General features: G+C 43.2%; 16 protein-coding genes. 13 read left to right on the forward strand and 3 right to left on the reverse strand.

Going from position 1 to position 17,541, the window contains the following annotated elements; all coding sequences use genetic code 11:
• Position 1 precedes the first annotated feature (1 nt).
• Positions 2-2,845, forward strand: a complete 2,844-nt coding sequence (locus tag ACMXYT_RS05040) for an EAL domain-containing protein (RefSeq protein ID WP_415911945.1) — start codon at positions 2-4, stop codon at positions 2,843-2,845.
• 25 nt (positions 2,846-2,870) lie between these two features.
• Here ACMXYT_RS05040 and ACMXYT_RS05045 read toward each other — a convergent pair whose 3' ends face one another.
• The gene (locus ACMXYT_RS05045) at positions 2,871-3,266 is read right to left on the reverse strand and encodes a PA2817 family protein (protein ID WP_415900491.1); all 396 of its coding nucleotides are present in this window, start codon (positions 3,264-3,266) and stop codon (positions 2,871-2,873) included.
• A gap of 178 nt (positions 3,267-3,444) precedes the next feature.
• Between ACMXYT_RS05045 and ACMXYT_RS05050 the strand changes: the two genes are divergently transcribed.
• The 6 genes from ACMXYT_RS05050 to ACMXYT_RS05075 all read left to right on the forward strand — a co-directional run bounded on the left by ACMXYT_RS05050 (position 3,445) and on the right by ACMXYT_RS05075 (position 9,349).
• Positions 3,445-4,365 carry an ABC transporter ATP-binding protein gene (locus tag ACMXYT_RS05050; RefSeq protein ID WP_415900492.1) on the forward strand — a complete coding sequence of 307 codons (921 nt, stop codon included), beginning with the start codon at positions 3,445-3,447 and terminating at the stop codon, positions 4,363-4,365.
• 8 nt (positions 4,366-4,373) lie between these two features.
• Complete coding sequence (locus ACMXYT_RS05055) at positions 4,374-5,147, forward strand: ABC transporter permease (RefSeq protein WP_415888751.1); 774 nt, start codon at positions 4,374-4,376, stop codon at positions 5,145-5,147.
• On the forward strand, positions 5,148-5,972 hold the full coding sequence (gene queF / locus ACMXYT_RS05060; protein ID WP_415900493.1) for an NADPH-dependent 7-cyano-7-deazaguanine reductase QueF: 825 nt from the start codon (positions 5,148-5,150) through the stop codon (positions 5,970-5,972). It begins immediately after the preceding gene.
• A gap of 8 nt (positions 5,973-5,980) precedes the next feature.
• Positions 5,981-6,541, forward strand: coding sequence for an NAD(P)H nitroreductase (locus ACMXYT_RS05065; RefSeq protein ID WP_415900494.1), 561 nt, complete (start codon positions 5,981-5,983; stop codon positions 6,539-6,541).
• Positions 6,542-6,551: 10 nt separating this feature from the next.
• Complete coding sequence (locus tag ACMXYT_RS05070; RefSeq protein ID WP_415900495.1) at positions 6,552-7,013, forward strand: YiiD C-terminal domain-containing protein; 462 nt, start codon at positions 6,552-6,554, stop codon at positions 7,011-7,013.
• Between the two features lie 122 nt (positions 7,014-7,135).
• Positions 7,136-9,349, forward strand: coding sequence for a heavy metal translocating P-type ATPase (locus ACMXYT_RS05075; protein WP_415911946.1), 2,214 nt, complete (start codon positions 7,136-7,138; stop codon positions 9,347-9,349).
• Here ACMXYT_RS05075 and ACMXYT_RS05080 read toward each other — a convergent pair.
• Entirely contained in the window at positions 9,335-9,916 is a 582-nt protein-coding gene (locus ACMXYT_RS05080) for a peptidylprolyl isomerase (protein ID WP_415900498.1), read from the reverse strand. The two genes, ACMXYT_RS05075 and ACMXYT_RS05080, sit on opposite strands and share 15 nt — an antisense overlap.
• A gap of 241 nt (positions 9,917-10,157) precedes the next feature.
• On the opposite strand from ACMXYT_RS05080, the gene ACMXYT_RS05085 reads away from it, so the two are divergent.
• Both ACMXYT_RS05085 and ACMXYT_RS05090 read left to right on the forward strand, forming a co-directional pair.
• On the forward strand, positions 10,158-10,529 hold the full coding sequence (locus ACMXYT_RS05085; protein WP_415892089.1) for a VOC family protein: 372 nt from the start codon (positions 10,158-10,160) through the stop codon (positions 10,527-10,529).
• Positions 10,530-10,665: 136 nt separating this feature from the next.
• Positions 10,666-12,354, forward strand: coding sequence for a methyl-accepting chemotaxis protein (locus ACMXYT_RS05090; RefSeq protein WP_415911947.1), 1,689 nt, complete (start codon positions 10,666-10,668; stop codon positions 12,352-12,354).
• 349 nt (positions 12,355-12,703) lie between these two features.
• On the opposite strand, the gene ACMXYT_RS05095 is transcribed toward ACMXYT_RS05090, so the two are convergent.
• Positions 12,704-13,144 carry a hypothetical protein gene (locus ACMXYT_RS05095; protein WP_415900501.1) on the reverse strand — a complete coding sequence of 147 codons (441 nt, stop codon included), beginning with the start codon at positions 13,142-13,144 and terminating at the stop codon, positions 12,704-12,706.
• Between the two features lie 221 nt (positions 13,145-13,365).
• Between ACMXYT_RS05095 and ACMXYT_RS05100 the strand changes: the two genes are divergently transcribed.
• The 4 genes from ACMXYT_RS05100 (at position 13,366) to ACMXYT_RS05115 (ending at position 17,538) form a co-directional block, all read left to right on the forward strand.
• Positions 13,366-14,784, forward strand: coding sequence for a PLP-dependent aminotransferase family protein (locus ACMXYT_RS05100; RefSeq protein ID WP_415900502.1), 1,419 nt, complete (start codon positions 13,366-13,368; stop codon positions 14,782-14,784).
• 97 nt (positions 14,785-14,881) lie between these two features.
• Positions 14,882-16,201, forward strand: a complete 1,320-nt coding sequence (locus ACMXYT_RS05105; protein WP_415901098.1) for a deoxyguanosinetriphosphate triphosphohydrolase — start codon at positions 14,882-14,884, stop codon at positions 16,199-16,201.
• Between the two features lie 57 nt (positions 16,202-16,258).
• Positions 16,259-16,633: a translation initiation factor Sui1 gene (locus ACMXYT_RS05110; protein ID WP_415900503.1), complete on the forward strand. Its 375-nt coding sequence runs from the start codon at positions 16,259-16,261 to the stop codon at positions 16,631-16,633.
• A gap of 134 nt (positions 16,634-16,767) precedes the next feature.
• A complete protein-coding gene (locus ACMXYT_RS05115; RefSeq protein ID WP_415900504.1) occupies positions 16,768-17,538 on the forward strand; it encodes a retropepsin-like aspartic protease in 771 nt (256 codons plus the stop codon).
• Positions 17,539-17,541: the final 3 nt, after the last annotated feature.

Consider the following 17,541-nt stretch of genomic DNA (forward strand, 5'->3'; position numbering starts at 1 on the left):
TATGTCGATTGAGAGCTCAACTGAAAGGTCTTTTTTAAGTCTGCGCTGGAAGGTTTTTCTTAACCTTGTTTTGGTGCTGGCTGTCTTGCACTTAGCGTATAGCTATTACTCATATGTGCAACTGACCAAAAAGACCACTCAAGAACAGTTTGAGGCGTCAGAACGCGATCTTTTTGTATTGGAAGGTTTGGTCTCTTCGTCTTATGATCGTCTCCTAGAGATGGGGCAGATGATCCCTATCGTTGTCGATTCTAGCGGTGCTTCTGCTGGATCTTATATTGAATCTATTGAACGCTATTTTCCAGGCCTTTTAATGAATGGGGCTATGGATGCTGTTTATCTATATGATCAATATGGCCAAGCACTCCATAAACAGGGAATTACAGTTAAGTTGCCTTTCTCTGTGATCTCTCAAGTTTTATCTAAAGAAACACCATACAATTACTTTTATTGTTTCAAGGAATGTTTGCGCTACGTCGCTATGCCTGTGCGTCTCGAAAATGACAATGTGGGCGTTATGGTGGTTGGGCGAGAAATGCGTGATGTCATCCTGGATTTTAAAAAACAAAGCGGCAGGGGTATTGGGTTGGCTGTGCAGCCAAAAAACCAAGTAAAAGCGGCTCGTTTATGGAAGCTGGACCTCAAATACCTTACTGAAAAGTCTGACAATGTAATTTTGCTCAATAAGTTGGTAAGTGAAAAGAGTATTCCGCCTAAGGGTGGTGTATTTGAAGTTGAACATGGTGAGAAAAGGTATCAGATCATTCTTCAACCGCCTCTTGGTGCTGAGCCAGGTGCTGCATACTGGATCTTAATCGATGATCATACTCAAAATTATCGAGAAGCTCAGGCGGAGCTTTTTCAGCAGCTATTGGTCTCTGGCTTAGGTTTATTCTTAGCGGCATTATTTCAGTTGGCAATGATTCGTTCGCCGCTGAATATGATTACCGAGATATCCGTACTCTTACCTTTATTGGCAGGCAGTGCATTTGCTGAAATGAGACAGCGCCTTGGTGCTATTCAGCGTAAAGCTATCTATGAAGATGAATTAGACCTTTTAAAAGATAGTACATTGGAATTGGCCAATCAGTTAGAGCGGCTTGAGACATCTTTACTCGAAAGGGCGCAAAACCTTACAGAGCGCTCAGTTCAGTTGGAGGCAGAAAGGGATTTTGTTACTAGTCTGCTTGATACAGCTGAAACGATAATTCTAACTTTGGATAATAGTGGCAATATCGTCACCCTAAATAGATTTGGGCAGGAAGTGCTTGGGCTTTCAGCTTCAGAAGCGAGACTGATGCATTTTCTTGATCTAAATCATGACCCGAAACAACACGATCAGCATCAGTTGTTGTTGGATAGTTTGATCACTCGTAAAGACTCTAAAGTTCAGATTGAATCTTCAATCAGGTCGAGTACTGGGCAGATGCTGCAAATATCTTGGTTGCACTCCGTTCTGAATATTCCAGGTGCTGATGCGCAGATACTCTCTATAGGTTTGGATTTCACTGAACGTCTCCATGCTGAAAAGCGTCTTATTTGGATGGCAAACCACGATCCATTGACGGCGCTCCCTAATCGTTTGTACTTTAACGAAAAAGTAGAACAGGCTATTCGTCATTGTGAAGCTGATGACACTATAGTTGCTGTGCTTTTCTGCGATTTAGATTCTTTTAAAGATGTTAATGATTCACTGGGTCATCCTGTTGGGGACGAGTTGTTACAGCAAACCGCTGAACGTATTCAAACAGTGATTGCTAATGATGGTATTTTGGCGCGCCTCGGTAGTGATGAATTTACTATTCTGCTGGAAGGGCGAAATTCTGTTCGTGAGGTAGAGCTGGTAGCTCAGCACATTCTAAGAGCATTTAGGCAGTCTTTCTTTATCGATGGTTATGAAATCTTTAGTACGGTCAGTATTGGCATCTCACTTTTTCCTGAGCATGGGCGGGATGTTATTAGTCTGATACAGCATGCTGATGTGGCAATGTTTGATGCTAAAGAAAGTGGCAAAAACCAATTGCGTTTTTACCATGATGAGCAGGGCAGTCAACGCTATGAGCGTTTCTCTCTGGTGAATGACCTTCGTCGTGCGCTTGAGAAGGATGAGTTTAGAATATTCTATCAACCGCAAATCGATGCGCGTGATGGCAGTGTAATGGGGGTTGAAGCCCTGTTGCGTTGGCAGCATGAAGAGGCGGGTATGATTTCTCCGGCTAAATTTATCCCGCTTGCTGAAGAGCAGGGGCTTATCGTTCCTATTGGTGAGTGGGTATTAGAAGAAGCGTGTCGAAATGGTAAAGATTGGCACGATCAAGGAATGGATATCCGTATCGGTGTGAACATTGCTGGTCAGCAAATAATGCATGAGAGCCTGCTTCCTACGGTGAGACGGGTTATGCGTGAAACGAATATTTCGCCTGACCTGCTGGATTTAGAAGTAACCGAAAACTTCTTGCTTAGACAGCCAGAGATTACTATCCCAAAACTGCATAAATTCCGTGAAATGGGGCTTTCTCTGTCGATGGATGATTTTGGTACAGGCTTTTCATCGCTAAGTTATCTGAAGAAACTGCCGCTGAATACCTTAAAAATAGATCAAAGCTTTGTGCGTGATATTGGCACTAACCCTGAAGGCGAAGCCATTGTTAAGGCGATTATTGTATTGGCCCAGAGTTTGGGTTTGGAGGCTTTGGCAGAAGGTGTTGAGACCAGTGAGCAATTATCTTATTTGCGACAACATGGTTGTCATCTAATTCAGGGTTACTATTTTAGTCGACCTTTGCCTGCTGAAGAGCTGCCTGATTTTGTTATGAATCAGGCAGTTGAGATCTCATTCGAATAGGCATTACATGGCTGATTGAAACTAATTAGTTTTGGCCAAATAAACCCGCACGCTTATTGATGTAATCAAACTCTTGATCATTTTCTTCGGCTTCAAAGCGCATTTCATCAAGCTGTTGGAATTTCTGGATCTCATCATCCGTCATATTGTGAAGATTATTACCGCCAAAGAACCAAAGAAGGTCACGAGCAATAAGGTGCGCTAGCTCTGGATAACGACGGAAAGCTTTATCGATGAAATCAGCACCTTGCTCGTAAACGCCGGTTTCTTGCGATTCGAAATTCTCAATCAGCTGCTGAAATTCCTCGATAAAGTCCAAATCATCTTGAGTTGGTGTTTCTGATTTAAATGGATCTCGATTAATAAAGTTATTGTAAGCAATTTTTAAGAAATTCAGGTGATGAATTTGGTAAGATGTCATTTTGCTCTCCAGATAATGGACAGGGTTATTTTATAAGCTCAGGCTCATTGCAGCCAGCCTTACACCTGACTTAATCCTGTATTTGCACAGTTTGCTGAAATCTTACGAAGAGAGATTCAATTCGCTTAGGTTTTAAGTCGATTTGGATAATTACCTGCTTATATTTTTGGAAAGATAAATGACGTTAGCGCTCTCTATAAAAAACCTGCGTAAAGTCTATGGAAATGGCTTTGAGGCATTAAAGGATATCTCCTTTGATGTTCAACAAGGGGATTTCTTCGCCTTACTCGGCCCTAATGGTGCTGGTAAATCGACTACCTTGGGTATTGTCTCTTCCTTGGTGAATAAAACCTCCGGCAGCGTATCGATCTTCGGGGTGGATTTAGATAAGGACTTAACTCAAGCCAAAAAATATCTGGGTGTTGTGCCGCAAGAATTTAATTTCAACATGTTTGAAAACGTGCGGGATATTTTAATTACTCAGGCGGGATATTACGGTATTAACCGTAAAGCAGCTGGAGAGAGAGCAGATTATTACCTAAAACAACTAGGTTTATGGGATAAGCGTAACGGTGCTGCTCGCATGCTATCCGGTGGTATGAAGCGTCGTTTAATGATTGCACGAGCATTGATGCATGATCCAAAGCTTTTGATTCTGGATGAGCCAACAGCTGGTGTCGATATCGAATTAAGACGCTCCATGTGGGAGTTCCTACAAGAGATCAATGCGGCGGGAACCACAATTATTCTGACGACACACTACTTAGAAGAAGCGGAAAGTCTTTGTCGCAATATTGCGATTATCGATCAGGGCAATATCGTTAAAAACACCAGTATGCGAGCTCTGTTACAGCAGCTGAATACTGAAACTTTCCTACTTGATCTCGATTCGAGCTTAGAAGCTGCACCAGTGGTCTCGGGTTATCCAATCAGATTGCAAGGAGACCATCTGTTAGAAGTGGATGTAGAAAAGCATCAGGGCTTGAATACGCTCTTTGTTGAGCTGCAAAAGCAGGGTGTGAATGTGAGTAGTATGCGTAACAAATCCAATCGATTGGAAGAGTTGTTTGTTGCGTTGGTAGATAAAAGTTTGGATTAGGATTAGGCATGAATACCCAAGATTTATTGGTAGCTTTCTGGACCATTGTTCGACGCGAAATTAAGCGTTTTATGCGGATCTGGGCTCAGACGCTGCTACCGCCTGCCATCACTATGACACTGTATTTCATCATCTTCGGTAATCTGATTGGTAGCCGGATCGGTGAAATGGGTGGCTTTGACTATATGGAATATATAGTGCCAGGCCTGATTATGATGTCAGTAATTACTAACTCCTATAGCAACGTAGTGTCATCGTTCTATAGCACTAAATTCCAAAAAAACATTGAGGAACTACTAGTTTCGCCTGTTCCTAACTGGGTGATTTTGAGTGGTTTTGTTTTAGGTGGAGTGGCGCGTGGGTTGGGCGTTGGTTTAATTGTCACAATATTGTCTCTATTCTTTACCGATCTTCAGGTTCAGAACCTTCTAGTGACAATTGCGATTGTATTCCTAACTTCAGTGCTGTTTGCTTTAGGCGGTTTTATCAATGCTGTTTTTGCGAACTCGTTTGATGATATCAGCATCATTCCGACCTTCGTGTTAACCCCTTTAACCTATTTGGGTGGGGTGTTTTATTCGATACAGTTACTGCCGGAGTTTTGGCAAGGGGTTTCTCAGTTAAATCCGATTCTGTATATGGTGAATACCTTTAGATACGGTATTCTAGGTGTAAGTGATATAAATGTAGGGTTTGCTTTCGGCATGATTATTCTGTTTATCGCCGGTCTATTTTCATATGCCCTATATCTGCTACAAAACGGTAAAGGTATCCGTAGTTAAATGAAAGAACATGATGTAATTGCCAGCTCGCCATTAGGGCAAGGTACCGAATACGTTAACAGCTATGATCCAAATCTGTTGTATCCAATTGCACGCGACGTCAATTGGAAGCAGCAAGGTGTAGAACGTAAAGATCTTCCATTTGTAGGTGTTGATATTTGGAACGCCTATGAGATGTCTTGGTTGAATCAGCGTGGTAAACCCGAGGTGCGTTTAGCTGAGTTTAAGGTCTTCGCTGATTCTGAAAATATTATCGAGTCCAAGTCGTTTAAGCTGTATTTGAACTCATTCAATCTCAGTAAATTTTCCTCTGAAAGCGAAGTAAAAGAGCGCTTAATCGAAGATCTTTCAGCAGCCGCTGGTGGACGCGTAGAGGTTCGCATATACCATCCTGATCAAGCACCAGAATTTGGGCAATTCACGGGTTTCTGTATCGATAATCAGGATGTTGAGATTACCCAATACACACCTGCGCCTGAGCTATTAACAACCGGCGAAGATGATATTGAAGAGGTGCTTTATAGCCATCTTCTCAAATCAAACTGCCCTGTAACGGGACAGCCTGATTGGGCAACGCTTGGTATTAGTTATTGCGGTAAAGAGATCGATAGAGAAGGGCTGTTGAAATACATTATCTCTTACCGCGAACACGGCGACTTCCATGAGCAATGTGTAGAAAATATTTTTATGCACATCTGGGAGCGCTGTAAGCCACAGAGCCTGAATGTTTATGCACGTTATGTTCGCCGTGGTGGTTTAGATATTAATCCATTCAGAAGTAGTGATTCTGAAGATATTGATAATCTGCGTTTGAGCCGCCAGTAGAGGGTAATATGGAAGCTTTAGAATTATTACATAATCGTGTTTCTTGCCCGGTTTTGAATGAGCCAGGCCCAACCGAAGAACAGTTAAAGAATATTTACCAAGCGGCTTTACGTGCGCCCGATCATGGAGCGCTGCGTCCATGGCGCTTTTTGTCTGTGCAAGGCGAAGCGAGAGCAAAGCTTGGTGAGCTTTTTCTCCGCGGTGCTTTAGCCAACGATGCTGAACTGCCTGATGCAAAACAAGATAAAATTCGTGCGATGCCTCTTCGAGCGCCATGCATGTTAGTTGTGATTGCTGCAGTCAAAGATAGTCCTAAAATTCCTGTGTTAGAGCAGGAGGTTTCAGCAGGCTGTGCCGCTCAGAATATGATTTTAGCTGCTTATGCTCAGGGGCTAGGGGCTATGTGGCGAACAGGTGATATGGCTTATAACTCAGTTGTACGTGAAGGCTTAGGTTTAACTGAGCAGGAAACGATTATTGGTTATATCTATCTAGGAACACCAAAGAAATTACGTAAGGCTCCTGTGCATGATCAGCAGGAGTATGTCGTTGAATGGACTGGCGTATAGGTAGCACCCTTTGAGTGAAGCAAACAGTACTACTGAGTTTCTTACTTGGCTTAAATCACAAATCCCATTGGTTAATCATATGGGAGTAAAGCCTTTAGATTGGGATGGCAAGTGCTTGCGAATGTCTGCAGCGCTTGCGCCTAATGTAAACGATAAGGGCACAGGCTTTGGCGGATCTCTAGCAACTTTATCCACACTCTGTGGTTGGAGTGCTGTGACTTTGTATCTTCGCGCTCAGGGCAGAAACGATGATGTGGTTATCAGGGAGAGTAAGCTCGAGTATTTCCTACCGGTAACCTCTGATTTTACCGCAGAATGCCAACTACCTAATGTCGAAGCATTAGCTGTTTTTGATCAAAAAATGCAGGCTAAGGGCCGTGCTCGGATGGATTTAGTGATCGAAATTAAACAGAAAGACCAAGTCGCTATGCGTCTCAGTGGCAGTTATGTTGCTATGGAAAAGCAGTCGTAGACGCCTTACCTCTTATATCCTCTCTAATATATCCTTGACCCTATAGTTAGCTTTAGGGTTTATGCTTAAGGAAATTTCATCACGTAATTTCTCAATCTATTAACCATACGACAGGTTTCATCATGATTTATCGGTTGTCTTTGCAAGGTGTTAAATGTGCAGGCTGTGTTAGGTCATTGGAAAAAGGCTTACAGCAAGCAGATGTAATTGAGGACTTTGCGGTTAATTTTGCTGATCGAAGCTTAAGTGTTTCCTCAAAATCTAGTGTTGAGCAGGTTATCGCTGCAGTCGAAAGTGCTGGATATGGTGCAGAAGAAATTACTGATGAAACTGATTTCGAACAGATTGAAGCGCGAGAAAACGGACAGTATCAGATAACGCTTAAGCGCAGTGTTATTGGTTTGGCTTTTGGGGCTCTGTTAATGCTTCAAGGCTGGCTTGGCATGATGCCTGATATCAAAACAACGTCAGGGTTATGGTTAGGAGCGGTGACAGGTGTTGCTGCGCTGCTTTTGATGTTTTTCTGTGCGGGTCATATCTATCAAGGAGCTTATAAATCGGCTTTTCTGGGCCGATTTAATATGGATAGCTTAATCGCTTTAGGGACAGGGGCTGCGTGGATCTACTCTACCGGTCTATTGCTCGTTTCTGTAGTCGGTATCGAGCTGCCTATGGAAGCGCGCCACCTTTATTACGAAGCTTCTGTGATGATTCTTGGTTTTATTCTACTCGGGCAGGCATTGGAGGCGCGAGCACGAAAGAAAACCGGTGATGCTGTTCGAAGCCTTATGAATCTTCGTCCTGCTACAGCGCTTCGTGTGCGCGATGGTGAGGAAAAAGAAGTAACCGTTGAACTCCTTGCTTTGGGTGATGAAATCCGTGTGCGTCCTGGAGAGCGAGTGCCGATTGATGGTCAGGTGATGTCTGGCAGCAGTTACGTAGATGAATCTATGTTAACCGGCGAGTCAATGCCGGTGAACAAAGAAGTAAGTGACTCTGTAGTGGGTGGGACATTGAATGGATCAGGAAGCTTGCTGATTAAAGTAGAGCAGATTGGTTCTCAAACTGTTCTTGCACAGATCATCGAAGCGGTGCGTGAAGCTCAAAACTGTAAACCGGAGCTTGGTAAATTAGCCGATAAAATTGCAGCTGTTTTTGTTCCCGTCGTAATGGCTTTGGCTGTTATTACGGCATTAATTTGGTGGTGGTTTGGTCCAGAGCCTCAGTTGACCTACGCCATAATTACTATGATGACAGTGCTGATAATTGCTTGTCCTTGCGCTTTGGGTTTGGCTACACCTATGTCTGTTATGGTGGCTGTAGGTAAAGCCGCACAAAACGGTATTTTGATTCGTAATGCAGATGCGCTGCAGTTAGCCGAAAGAATCTCGGTCGTTGTGTTAGATAAAACCGGTACAGTGACCCAAGGCGAACCTGTAGTTACTGATCAGTTGTTTTTGCATGATGATCAGACCATGGTTAGAACAACAGTGGCGGCTATTGAGGCTCATTCGGAGCATCCGTTGGCTGCTGCATTGGTGAAGCAGTTTGGAACTGGGGAACTGTCAGTAGACGTTTCGAATTTTCAGAATGTATCTGGGCAAGGGGTCATTGCCGAAACCAACTCTGGCAGATGGTATATCGGCAATCAAGCATGGATGGACGAAAACCAAGTTGATTGTAGCGAAGTAACAGAAGTGGTTTCTAAATGGAGTAACGAATCTAAATCCCTTGTCTTTGTTGCTCAGAATAATCAGCTGGTTGCGTTGTTTGGTGTTGCAGATCCAATTAAAGAAGATTCTGAACAGGCGATTAGTGCGCTTAAAGCTTCAGGTTTAAACGTTGTTTTACTCTCTGGGGATAACAGTAAAACAGCGAATGCTGTGGCAAAGTCAGTGGGGATTGATAAAGTTTTCGCGGATGTGAGACCTGAGGAAAAGCAGGCCGTTATTCAACGTTTGCAAGAGCAAGGTGAAGTCGTGGCGATGGTCGGTGACGGTGTTAATGATGCGCCGGCACTAGCGCAGGCTGATCTTGGTTATGCGATAGGCTCTGGCTCTGATATTGCGATAGCGAGTTCTGACGTGACTTTGATTTCAGGCTCTTTAAAAGGCGTAGAAAAGGCTATTAACTTATCTAAACAAACGGTTCGAAATATTCGTCAGAACTTGTTTGGAGCATTTATTTACAACGGCTTAGCTATCCCCGTTGCGGCGGGAATATTGTTCCCGGTGGCAGGTATTCTGCTGAATCCGGCCATAGCAGGTGCTGCTATGGCCATGTCTTCAGTGACAGTTGTAAGTAATGCTAACCGTCTTCGTTTAGTTCGACTTTGATTCGGAACCTAAACGTTCAATCTTCTCGATGATCACTGCTTGTTGTGGGACATTGCGGTGACCGCCTTTCGGCGCTGTTGGGCTGCGGCTGATACGAACTACTAGATCAAGGCCGTCAGTAACTTTACCAAATACCGCGTAGCCTGGGCGTCTGCCGCGTGCATCAAGGTTATAGTTATTCACTGCATTGATAAAAAACTGTGATGTAGCACTGTCAGGGAAATTGGTACGTGCCATTGAAATTGTTCCCTGTAAGTTGCTTAAGCCATTTGCTGATTCATTTTTAATTGGATCACGAACTTCTTTTTGCTCTAGATCTTGAGTGAAACCACCACCTTGAATCATAAAGCCTGCAATAGTTCGGTGAAAAATAGTGCCTTCATAGAATCCGTTATCCACATAATCTAGGAAGTTCTTAACCGTGATCGGTGCTTTTTCCGGATAAAGTTCTAATTTGATGTCACCCAAATTGGTTTTCATAACAACCTGTGGGTTAGCTTGATCGGCTAAAGCTACGTTTATAAGAGAAAACGTAAGTGTGAAAATAGCGAGAAATTTTTTAAACATAGTCTTATCAACAATTAGATTTATTTGTTGGCATATTACCTAATTATCAAACCCGCCGTCACCTCAGTTATTTCCCACTCATTTCGGGTGATTTACCTATTGGTTATCTTTTAAGCAATTATCTGATATCAAAAGAGTTTTGCTATCTTTGAGATTCGTTCTATAGTAGTAGAGTATGTAACTCCTAAGTACTGTTGAGCCGTTTCTATGATTTGAATACTGCGCTCTATTGGAGGCGCTTATGAGCTTTACGATTGAAAAGCTAGATCACATTGTTCTAAACACCCTCAATGAGGAAGCGTGTTTAGACTTCTATGTCCGTGTGCTTGGCTGTGAACTGATTCGTAAGGTAGAAAGCCCTCTGTTATATCAACTTAGAGCTGGAGACTCTCTAATTGATATTAAGCCGGTTAAAGAACGGAGCGAGCACTCAAATCTAGATCATTTTTGTTTGAGGATTAAACCATTTGAACCCGAAGTGTTATTTCCTTTTCTGGGGAGGGAGGGAGTGCCTTATGGAAGGGTTGAGAAGAGAAATGGTGCAACAGGCTTTGGTAGTTCAGTTTACATCGAAGATCCAGATGGAAACTGTATAGAACTAAAAGCCGCATAGACTGTGTTAAGAAAACCAAATTAGACAACACTGCTTTGCGTAACAATAACTATAAATGCGGTCTGAAATACGGACATTCTAAGGTGCATACCTATATGCCCTAAGCCGCAAGACAAGAGTTGGAGTGGGTTAACTCATGGGCAATATGGCGTTAAAACATAAAATGCTTTTATTAACACTAATACCGTTGATTGCGGTATTAGCTGTCGTCATGGTCGTTGTAAATTTTCAACTAAGAGCGCTCGGTGAGCATGAAATTGAGGAGCTACGCTCCGAATTAATGGCGAGCAAGCAAGAGTCATTAAAGAGCTATGTTGATCTAGCAACATCATCAATTAAGCATATTTATGAGGGGACAGGTAAAGAGGATCTGTACGCGCAAGAGCAAGCATTGAATATCTTGACCGAGCTGACGTATGGCGAGAAAGGTGACGGTTATATTTTTGCCTACAAGTATGATGGTACCAATTTAGCTACTCGTCCGAAGCCACAGTTGCGGGGTAAAAACCTGATGGGGCTTAAAGATAAAAATGGCGTACTGATCATTGAAGAGCTAATTAAAGCCGCTAAAAAAGGTGGCGGTTATCTAACTTACGTTTGGACTAAACCATCTAAAAATGCTGATGTGGATAAGTTGAGTTATGCCATTGGTCTAGATAATTGGGAATGGATGGTAGGTACCGGTTTCTATATAGATGATATTGAAGATCAGGTTGCTGCGGCAACGGAAAAACTAGAAGCTGAGATCACAAATACCATGCTGTTTATTTTAATGATCGGTGGCGGCTTTGTGATTGTCTTCGGCTTAGTCTCAGTAATGATGGCAAATAGTATTGCCAATCCATTGGCGGCTGCAGCGGCTGCTCTGAAAGATATAGGCGAAGGGGAAGGTGACCTTAGTAAGCGTTTAGATACTAGTGCTAAAGGTGAAGTGGGTGAGTTAGCGCATGGATTTAACTCTTTCGCAGCTAAAATTCAGTCACTCATTGTTGAAGTTAAATCTTCAATCGAAGAACTTTCAAGAGCAACGGCTCGAATGACTGGCGTAGTTGATGATACTAGGCAAGAGGTTAATGATCAGCGCCAAGAAACCGAGCAGGTGGCTGCTGCAATTCACCAAATGGCTGCCGCTGTGCAAGAGGTCTCTACAAACGCAACCAATGCCTCGCACTCTGCGCAAACTGCAGATGATTCCGCGCAGGGTGGTCAGATCGTTGTTAATGAAACCATCAACTCAATTCAGTCATTACAAAGCGGCGTGAATAATGCGGCTGATGTTATCGGTCAGTTAGATCGTGATTCTGAGCACATTGGTACGGTTATTAATGTCATCAAAGAGATTGCAGACCAAACCAATTTACTCGCTTTAAATGCCGCGATTGAAGCTGCAAGGGCGGGTGAACAAGGCCGTGGTTTCTCTGTTGTGGCGGATGAAGTAAGAACGCTAGCCAACAGAACACAGCAGAGCACAGATGAAATTCAATCGATGATTGAAAAGCTTCAATCAGGTGCCCGTCAAGCTGTTCAGGAGATGGAGCGTAGCCGTGAACAAACAGATCGCACAGTTGAAAAAGCGAGTCATACTGGGGATCAGTTAAACACAATAACTACGTCAGTTAGTGATATCAGTGGCATGAGTACTCAGATAGCGACTGCTGCAGAACAGCAAACAGCTGTGGCAGATGAGCTAAGCAGAAGTATTCAGCACATTGCTGATATCTCTGAAAAAGCGAGTGGTAATGCCGATAGGCTATCTGCGACCACTGCGGAAATGTCGCAGCTCGAACAGCGCTTAACAACTTTGGTAAACCAGTTTAAAACGTAAAAGAAACTAGGTTTTTAAAGCGGGCATTTATGTCCGCTTTTTTTATGCCAATTTTCTTGGAGAGAATAGATAATAGCGGACTAAATTACTAAGTATTTGGCTAATAACGATCTGGGTCAGCGAAGGGATCGGTTTTTAAGGAAATAAAGGAAGTATGGCAAAGCCTAATAAGAAAGGGCCAACAACTACGGTAGATGTGTATTGCGCTAAATGTAAGGCGTTGTTATTCAAGTATCGTAAAGGAGGAAAAGGAGCCTTAGTAAAGTGTTTCAAAGAGCGTATCAATGAAGACCATACCAAGACTCCTTGCGAATGTCCGGGATGTCAGATGGTGTTTGCGCGTGAAGCATTAATTCGTGGCGCTCCCGCTTTCAAGTTGATCGGAGGAAAAGTGTTTGCCAAGTAATACTCTATCCTTGATTACTGCCTTGTTTGCTAAATTAGGAGCAAGGCAGAGGATATCCCCTTTAACTTGATAGGTAGTGCTTTCTGGGGGGAGTATGTTTCCGCCACCGTACTGTTTTAACGCTTGCTTTTCAGAAGTGCGCGAAAAGATCTGATGCTGATATGCTCCGCCTCGGCACAGTTCTCTTGCCGCATGATGCCACATTGTTTCGACATCTTTCTGACTGCTCTTTTTGTCCCCAAAGTATTCTACGCTGTATTCATCGCTATTGATCGGTGTAAAGCTGAAGCCGCTTTTACCGTCAAATGCATGATAGCTGCTATCACAACCGCTAAGCAGCAGCCCTCCTAATAACAAGCTTGATAGTTTTAAGTGGCGTTGCATTGTTTGTACTCCTTTATCTGTAGTGTTTAAGGTCTGTTTGTATACTTTAAAATATGTACAGATATTGATTTCTGATCATGGAGTAATGTTAAATTAGGCGGTAAATAGTATACAGATTTAGAAAATTATTATTTAGGCGTTACAGATTTGTAAAATTATTTCTGTGATGCTAATTTTTATTTTATCTGTACTGTAATATTTCACTGTAATGGTCATTTGTAATGAAACTGTATGAACAGCTCCAAGAAGCTTTGATTAAGCGTATAGAGCAAGGGTATTACCCTGTAGGGAGCAAGCTGCCTTCTATAAGATCGTTAAGCAAAGAGAGAGAAGTCAGTATTTCGACAGTTCAAGAAGCTTATCTTCGCCTAGAAGAGAATGGGTTTGTTGAAGTCAGGCCTAAATCTGGGTACTACGTAAAGTCCAGAGGAGAGGCGCCGGAATTACCAGAAGTGAGCCGACCGGCACAGCGTCCCCTAGAAGTGTCACATTGGGAGCAGGTTTATCATCTTCTAAATAGTGCCAAAGGACATGGACACATTGCTTTAGGGACTGCGAGCCCCGAAATTAATACTCCGACATTAAAGCCCTTACTGAAAGCGCTAACCAATTCAGCGGGCTTACAGTCAGAACAATTTCTCAATTACAGTGAGATTCAGGGGAGTGAGAAGCTACGTAAGCAGATAGCGCGACTAGCTTCAGATTCGGGATGTAAGCTTCATCCCGATGACATCATTATTACCAGCGGTTGTCAGGAAGCTCTAGTTTGCAGTTTGAGAGCAACTACAAAACCAGGTGATGTTGTAGCAACAGATTCACCCAGTTTCTATGGTTCGACTCAGGCTATTAAAGCGCTGGGATTAAAAGCTATGGAGATTCCGACGCACCCTGAAACGGGCATCAGTTTAGAAGCATTAGAATTGGCATTAGAGCAGTGGCCTATCGCGGCGATTCAGGTAACTCCAACCTGCAATAACCCACTTGGATATACTATGCCTGAAAGCCGCAAGAAAGAGCTGCTTAGACTGGCGCAGCAGTATGATATTCCGATCATCGAAGATGATATTTACGGCGATCTTTTCTATAAATCACCTCGTCCGAGAACGATTAAATCCTTTGATGAAGAAGGTCGTGTTCTGCTTTGTTCCTCTTTTTCTAAAACCATTGCTTATGGTTTGCGATTAGGTTGGGTCGCGCCTGGCCAATGTACTGAAAGGGTACTGCATAAGAAGTTTGTTTCGACTGTGAGTAACCCTCCAGTTCAGCAGGAAGCAGTTGCTGAGTTTATTGCTAAGGGATATTACGAGCGCCACCTTAGAAAGGTGAGAGCTCAATATCACCATAGCCGGGATATGATGATCGACCTTGTCAGACGTTACTTCCCAGAAGGCACTCGTATGAGTTACCCCGAAGGCGGTTATCTGCTTTGGGTGGAATTTCCTGTAGCAGTCGATTCAATAAAACTAAATAAAAGGCTAGAGGCAAAACAAGTGAGCATTGCGCCTGGGGTTATCTTCTCTGCGTCAGGTAAGTATCGTAATTTTGTTCGATTAAGCTTTTCCAAAAAGTTGACTGAAAAAACAGAAGAAGCGTTAAAAGCGATTGGCGAGGAGGCTAAAAAGCTGATAGCAGAAGCGTAATCAATTACGCGTATGGTTAACCAAAAAGCTTATATAGAAAGCCTGTAAATGGCCGACAATATGAGTCTGAATGAAGTTGCTGAGCGGAGAGTACAACATGGAAATGCAGTGGCAAAAGTTACTCACAACCAAGCGTTACGGCCATGCAGAAGTAACTGAAGATGAGTTTGGGAGAAGCCATTTTCATAAAGATCAGGATCGGATAATTTTCTCCAGTGCTTTCAGACGCTTAGGGCGAAAAACACAAGTTCATCCGATGTCCTTGAATGATCATATCCACACGCGTTTGACCCACTCTATTGAGGTGGGAAGTTTAGGAAGAACCTTAGGTATACGCGTAGGGGAGTTAATTCAGGATCAGCTTCCGGAGTGGGCAACGGCCTACGATATAGGAATGATCGTACAATCGGCCTGCTTAGCACATGATATTGGCAATCCTCCATTTGGGCATGCGGGCGAGTATGCAATAAGGGATTGGTTTAAACGCCAAGAAAACAGTGCACTGCTGGAAAATCTTTCTGACTCAGAACGCCTAGATCTGATGACCTTTGAAGGTAATGCCCAAGGCTTCCGAGTTGTTACGCGTATTGAAAATCACCTGTTTGATGGCGGTTTGCGTTTAACTTATCCAACCCTTGGCGCGCTTTTAAAATATCCTTGGAGTGCTGATTATGCAGGGGATAAAGGTAAATTCAGCGCCTATCAAACCGAAGTCGAAATACTAAATAAGTTAGGTAAAGAATTAGGTTTAATTGAGAAGTCTAAAGGCTGCTGGTGTCGCCATCCGCTGACCTATTTGATGGAAGCTGCTGATGACATCTGCTACGCCATTCTAGATCTGGAAGATGCTATTGAGCTGAATATTTTGACCTTCGATGAGATCAAACCGATCTTACTCACACTCTGTGGTGATACCTCTTATGAAGCAGAGATTTTTACCTCTCAAGCGTCTGCACGTCGTAAGATCTCGGCATTAAGAGGTATGGCGATGAAGCATATGGTGAGTTCTGCGGTTCAAGCTTATATGGATAACCAGTATTTGATTATGCGCGGTGAATACACTGGCGAGCTTTTAGCTGATGGTGATCCCGGTGTGCGAGATGGCCTGTATCAAGCTAAAAAATTAGCACGAGAAAAGGTATTCCCTGATACCCGAAAAACCGAGTTAGAAGTTGGTGCGTATACAACCCTAGGGGTATTACTCGAAGCGTTTTGCCATGCTGTATATGACAACTATCAATTACAGGGCGAAGGTTTGAGCTATCGTAGCGATCGCATTATCAGTTTGATGGGGATTCACGCTCCATCGCCGAAGCTGCCGCTTTATAAAGCCTATATGCGCGCTTTAGATTTTATTAGTGGCATGACAGATAACTACGCGACCTACCTCGCTCGACAAATTGGCGGCTTAAGTTAGGGGCCAGCAGGAATTTCTCATATAATAAGGTTTTTACATCGAGAAAAGGCTTATCCAGTGGCTTCATTAAAAGATCAATTAGGTAGTTTGGTTTATTCCACAGAAAAAGGGCAGCTTTGTTCTGGCTGTGGTGAAGCTTTATCTGAATGCGTATGTGCAGAGCTGGAGGATAAAAACAGACTGGATAATTTAGATGGCATCGTCCGTATCCGCCGCGAAACCTCAGGCCGAAAGGGTAAAGGTGTAACGACTATTACGGGTATTCCTCTGCCTGAAAAAGAGCTTAAAGCTTTATCTAAAAAGCTTAAAAAGGTTTGCGGTACCGGTGGTGCATTGAAAGATGGGATTGTAGAGATCCAAGGTGATCAGCGAGATAAACTTAAAACGTTGCTGGAAAAAGAAGGCTTTACCGTCAAATTGGCAGGAGGCTAGGGTTGATGGCTAAGAAAAACTGTACACGTTGTTTAGTCATGCGTTTTGCCTTAGTTTTTATGGCAATTGTTGTGTTGTTTATGCTGAATGGACTTAGCCAATTTTTTAACTAAACACTTATAGGAAGGATAATCATGGATAGAAAACTTCTGTTAACACCGCTATTAAGCGCTTTATTGATTATGCCGACCTTGGCCGAAGCGCGGATCTACGAATATGTAGATGATAATGGTCGTAAAGTGTTTGTGGATCGCCTTTCGAAAATTCCTCTTAAATATCGCGATCAGATGGAAACTCGCGAAGAACAGAAAGATAAGCTAGATCCCTTAGAGCTCGAAGCCTTCAATCAAGGAGCTGATCTTAAACAGCGTCAATTGGAGTTGGATAAAGCCAGATCTGGCATTCAAGATGCGATGAAAAAGTGGATTACGCCCTTTCAGTTCCACGCCAACCGTATCGTTTTACCTGTAAAAGTCTTCTATGGAGCTCGTTCGGCTCAATTATCTTTGGTTATGGATACTGGCGCTTCGAATACGGTTGTTCATAAACAAGCGTTAGGTTCATTGAACCCTCAATTACGCAAAGGTGGTTCTGCCAGAATCGCTGATGGCAGCCTAGTTGATACACAAAATGTACATTTCGATCGCGTAGAGATTGGGCCGTATAAAGGTAAAGGAGTCACGGCGAGTGTTCTGGATTATCAGGGAGGAGGAAGTACCGATGGTTTGCTTGGAATGGACTTCCTATATCAAGCGCGCTATGAAATAGATCGGGAAAAGAAACATATAGTTTGGGATCCGGAGCGTTATAAAGAGTTACAAGAGCAGCTCGTTGAGATTGACAGGCTGGAGCAGGAATTGAAGGGGGCACTCACTGCTCCAGCAGCCAATAATCCACAGGAATAAAAC

Source organism: Neptuniibacter sp. QD37_11 (genome assembly GCF_047778105.1).
Taxonomy (GTDB): Bacteria; Pseudomonadota; Gammaproteobacteria; order Pseudomonadales; family Balneatricaceae; genus Neptuniibacter.

What these genes read in the sequence shown, in the direction of transcription:
- ACMXYT_RS05080 (WP_415900498.1), bottom strand. Translation starts at nt 9,916, where the DNA reads ATGTTTAAAAAATTTCTCGCTATTTTCACACTTACGTTTTCTCTTATA.
- ACMXYT_RS05085 (WP_415892089.1), top strand. Translation starts at nt 10,158, where the DNA reads ATGAGCTTTACGATTGAAAAGCTAGATCACATTGTTCTAAACACCCTC.
- ACMXYT_RS05065 (WP_415900494.1), top strand. Translation starts at nt 5,981, where the DNA reads ATGGAAGCTTTAGAATTATTACATAATCGTGTTTCTTGCCCGGTTTTG.
- ACMXYT_RS05105 (WP_415901098.1), top strand. Translation starts at nt 14,882, where the DNA reads ATGGAAATGCAGTGGCAAAAGTTACTCACAACCAAGCGTTACGGCCAT.
- ACMXYT_RS05095 (WP_415900501.1), bottom strand. Translation starts at nt 13,144, where the DNA reads ATGCAACGCCACTTAAAACTATCAAGCTTGTTATTAGGAGGGCTGCTG.
- ACMXYT_RS05040 (WP_415911945.1), top strand. Translation starts at nt 2, where the DNA reads ATGTCGATTGAGAGCTCAACTGAAAGGTCTTTTTTAAGTCTGCGCTGG.
- ACMXYT_RS05115 (WP_415900504.1), top strand. Translation starts at nt 16,768, where the DNA reads ATGGATAGAAAACTTCTGTTAACACCGCTATTAAGCGCTTTATTGATT.
- ACMXYT_RS05100 (WP_415900502.1), top strand. Translation starts at nt 13,366, where the DNA reads ATGAAACTGTATGAACAGCTCCAAGAAGCTTTGATTAAGCGTATAGAG.
- ACMXYT_RS05090 (WP_415911947.1), top strand. Translation starts at nt 10,666, where the DNA reads ATGGGCAATATGGCGTTAAAACATAAAATGCTTTTATTAACACTAATA.
- ACMXYT_RS05055 (WP_415888751.1), top strand. Translation starts at nt 4,374, where the DNA reads ATGAATACCCAAGATTTATTGGTAGCTTTCTGGACCATTGTTCGACGC.
- ACMXYT_RS05050 (WP_415900492.1), top strand. Translation starts at nt 3,445, where the DNA reads ATGACGTTAGCGCTCTCTATAAAAAACCTGCGTAAAGTCTATGGAAAT.
- ACMXYT_RS05045 (WP_415900491.1), bottom strand. Translation starts at nt 3,266, where the DNA reads ATGACATCTTACCAAATTCATCACCTGAATTTCTTAAAAATTGCTTAC.
- ACMXYT_RS05075 (WP_415911946.1), top strand. Translation starts at nt 7,136, where the DNA reads ATGATTTATCGGTTGTCTTTGCAAGGTGTTAAATGTGCAGGCTGTGTT.
- queF (WP_415900493.1), top strand. Translation starts at nt 5,148, where the DNA reads ATGAAAGAACATGATGTAATTGCCAGCTCGCCATTAGGGCAAGGTACC.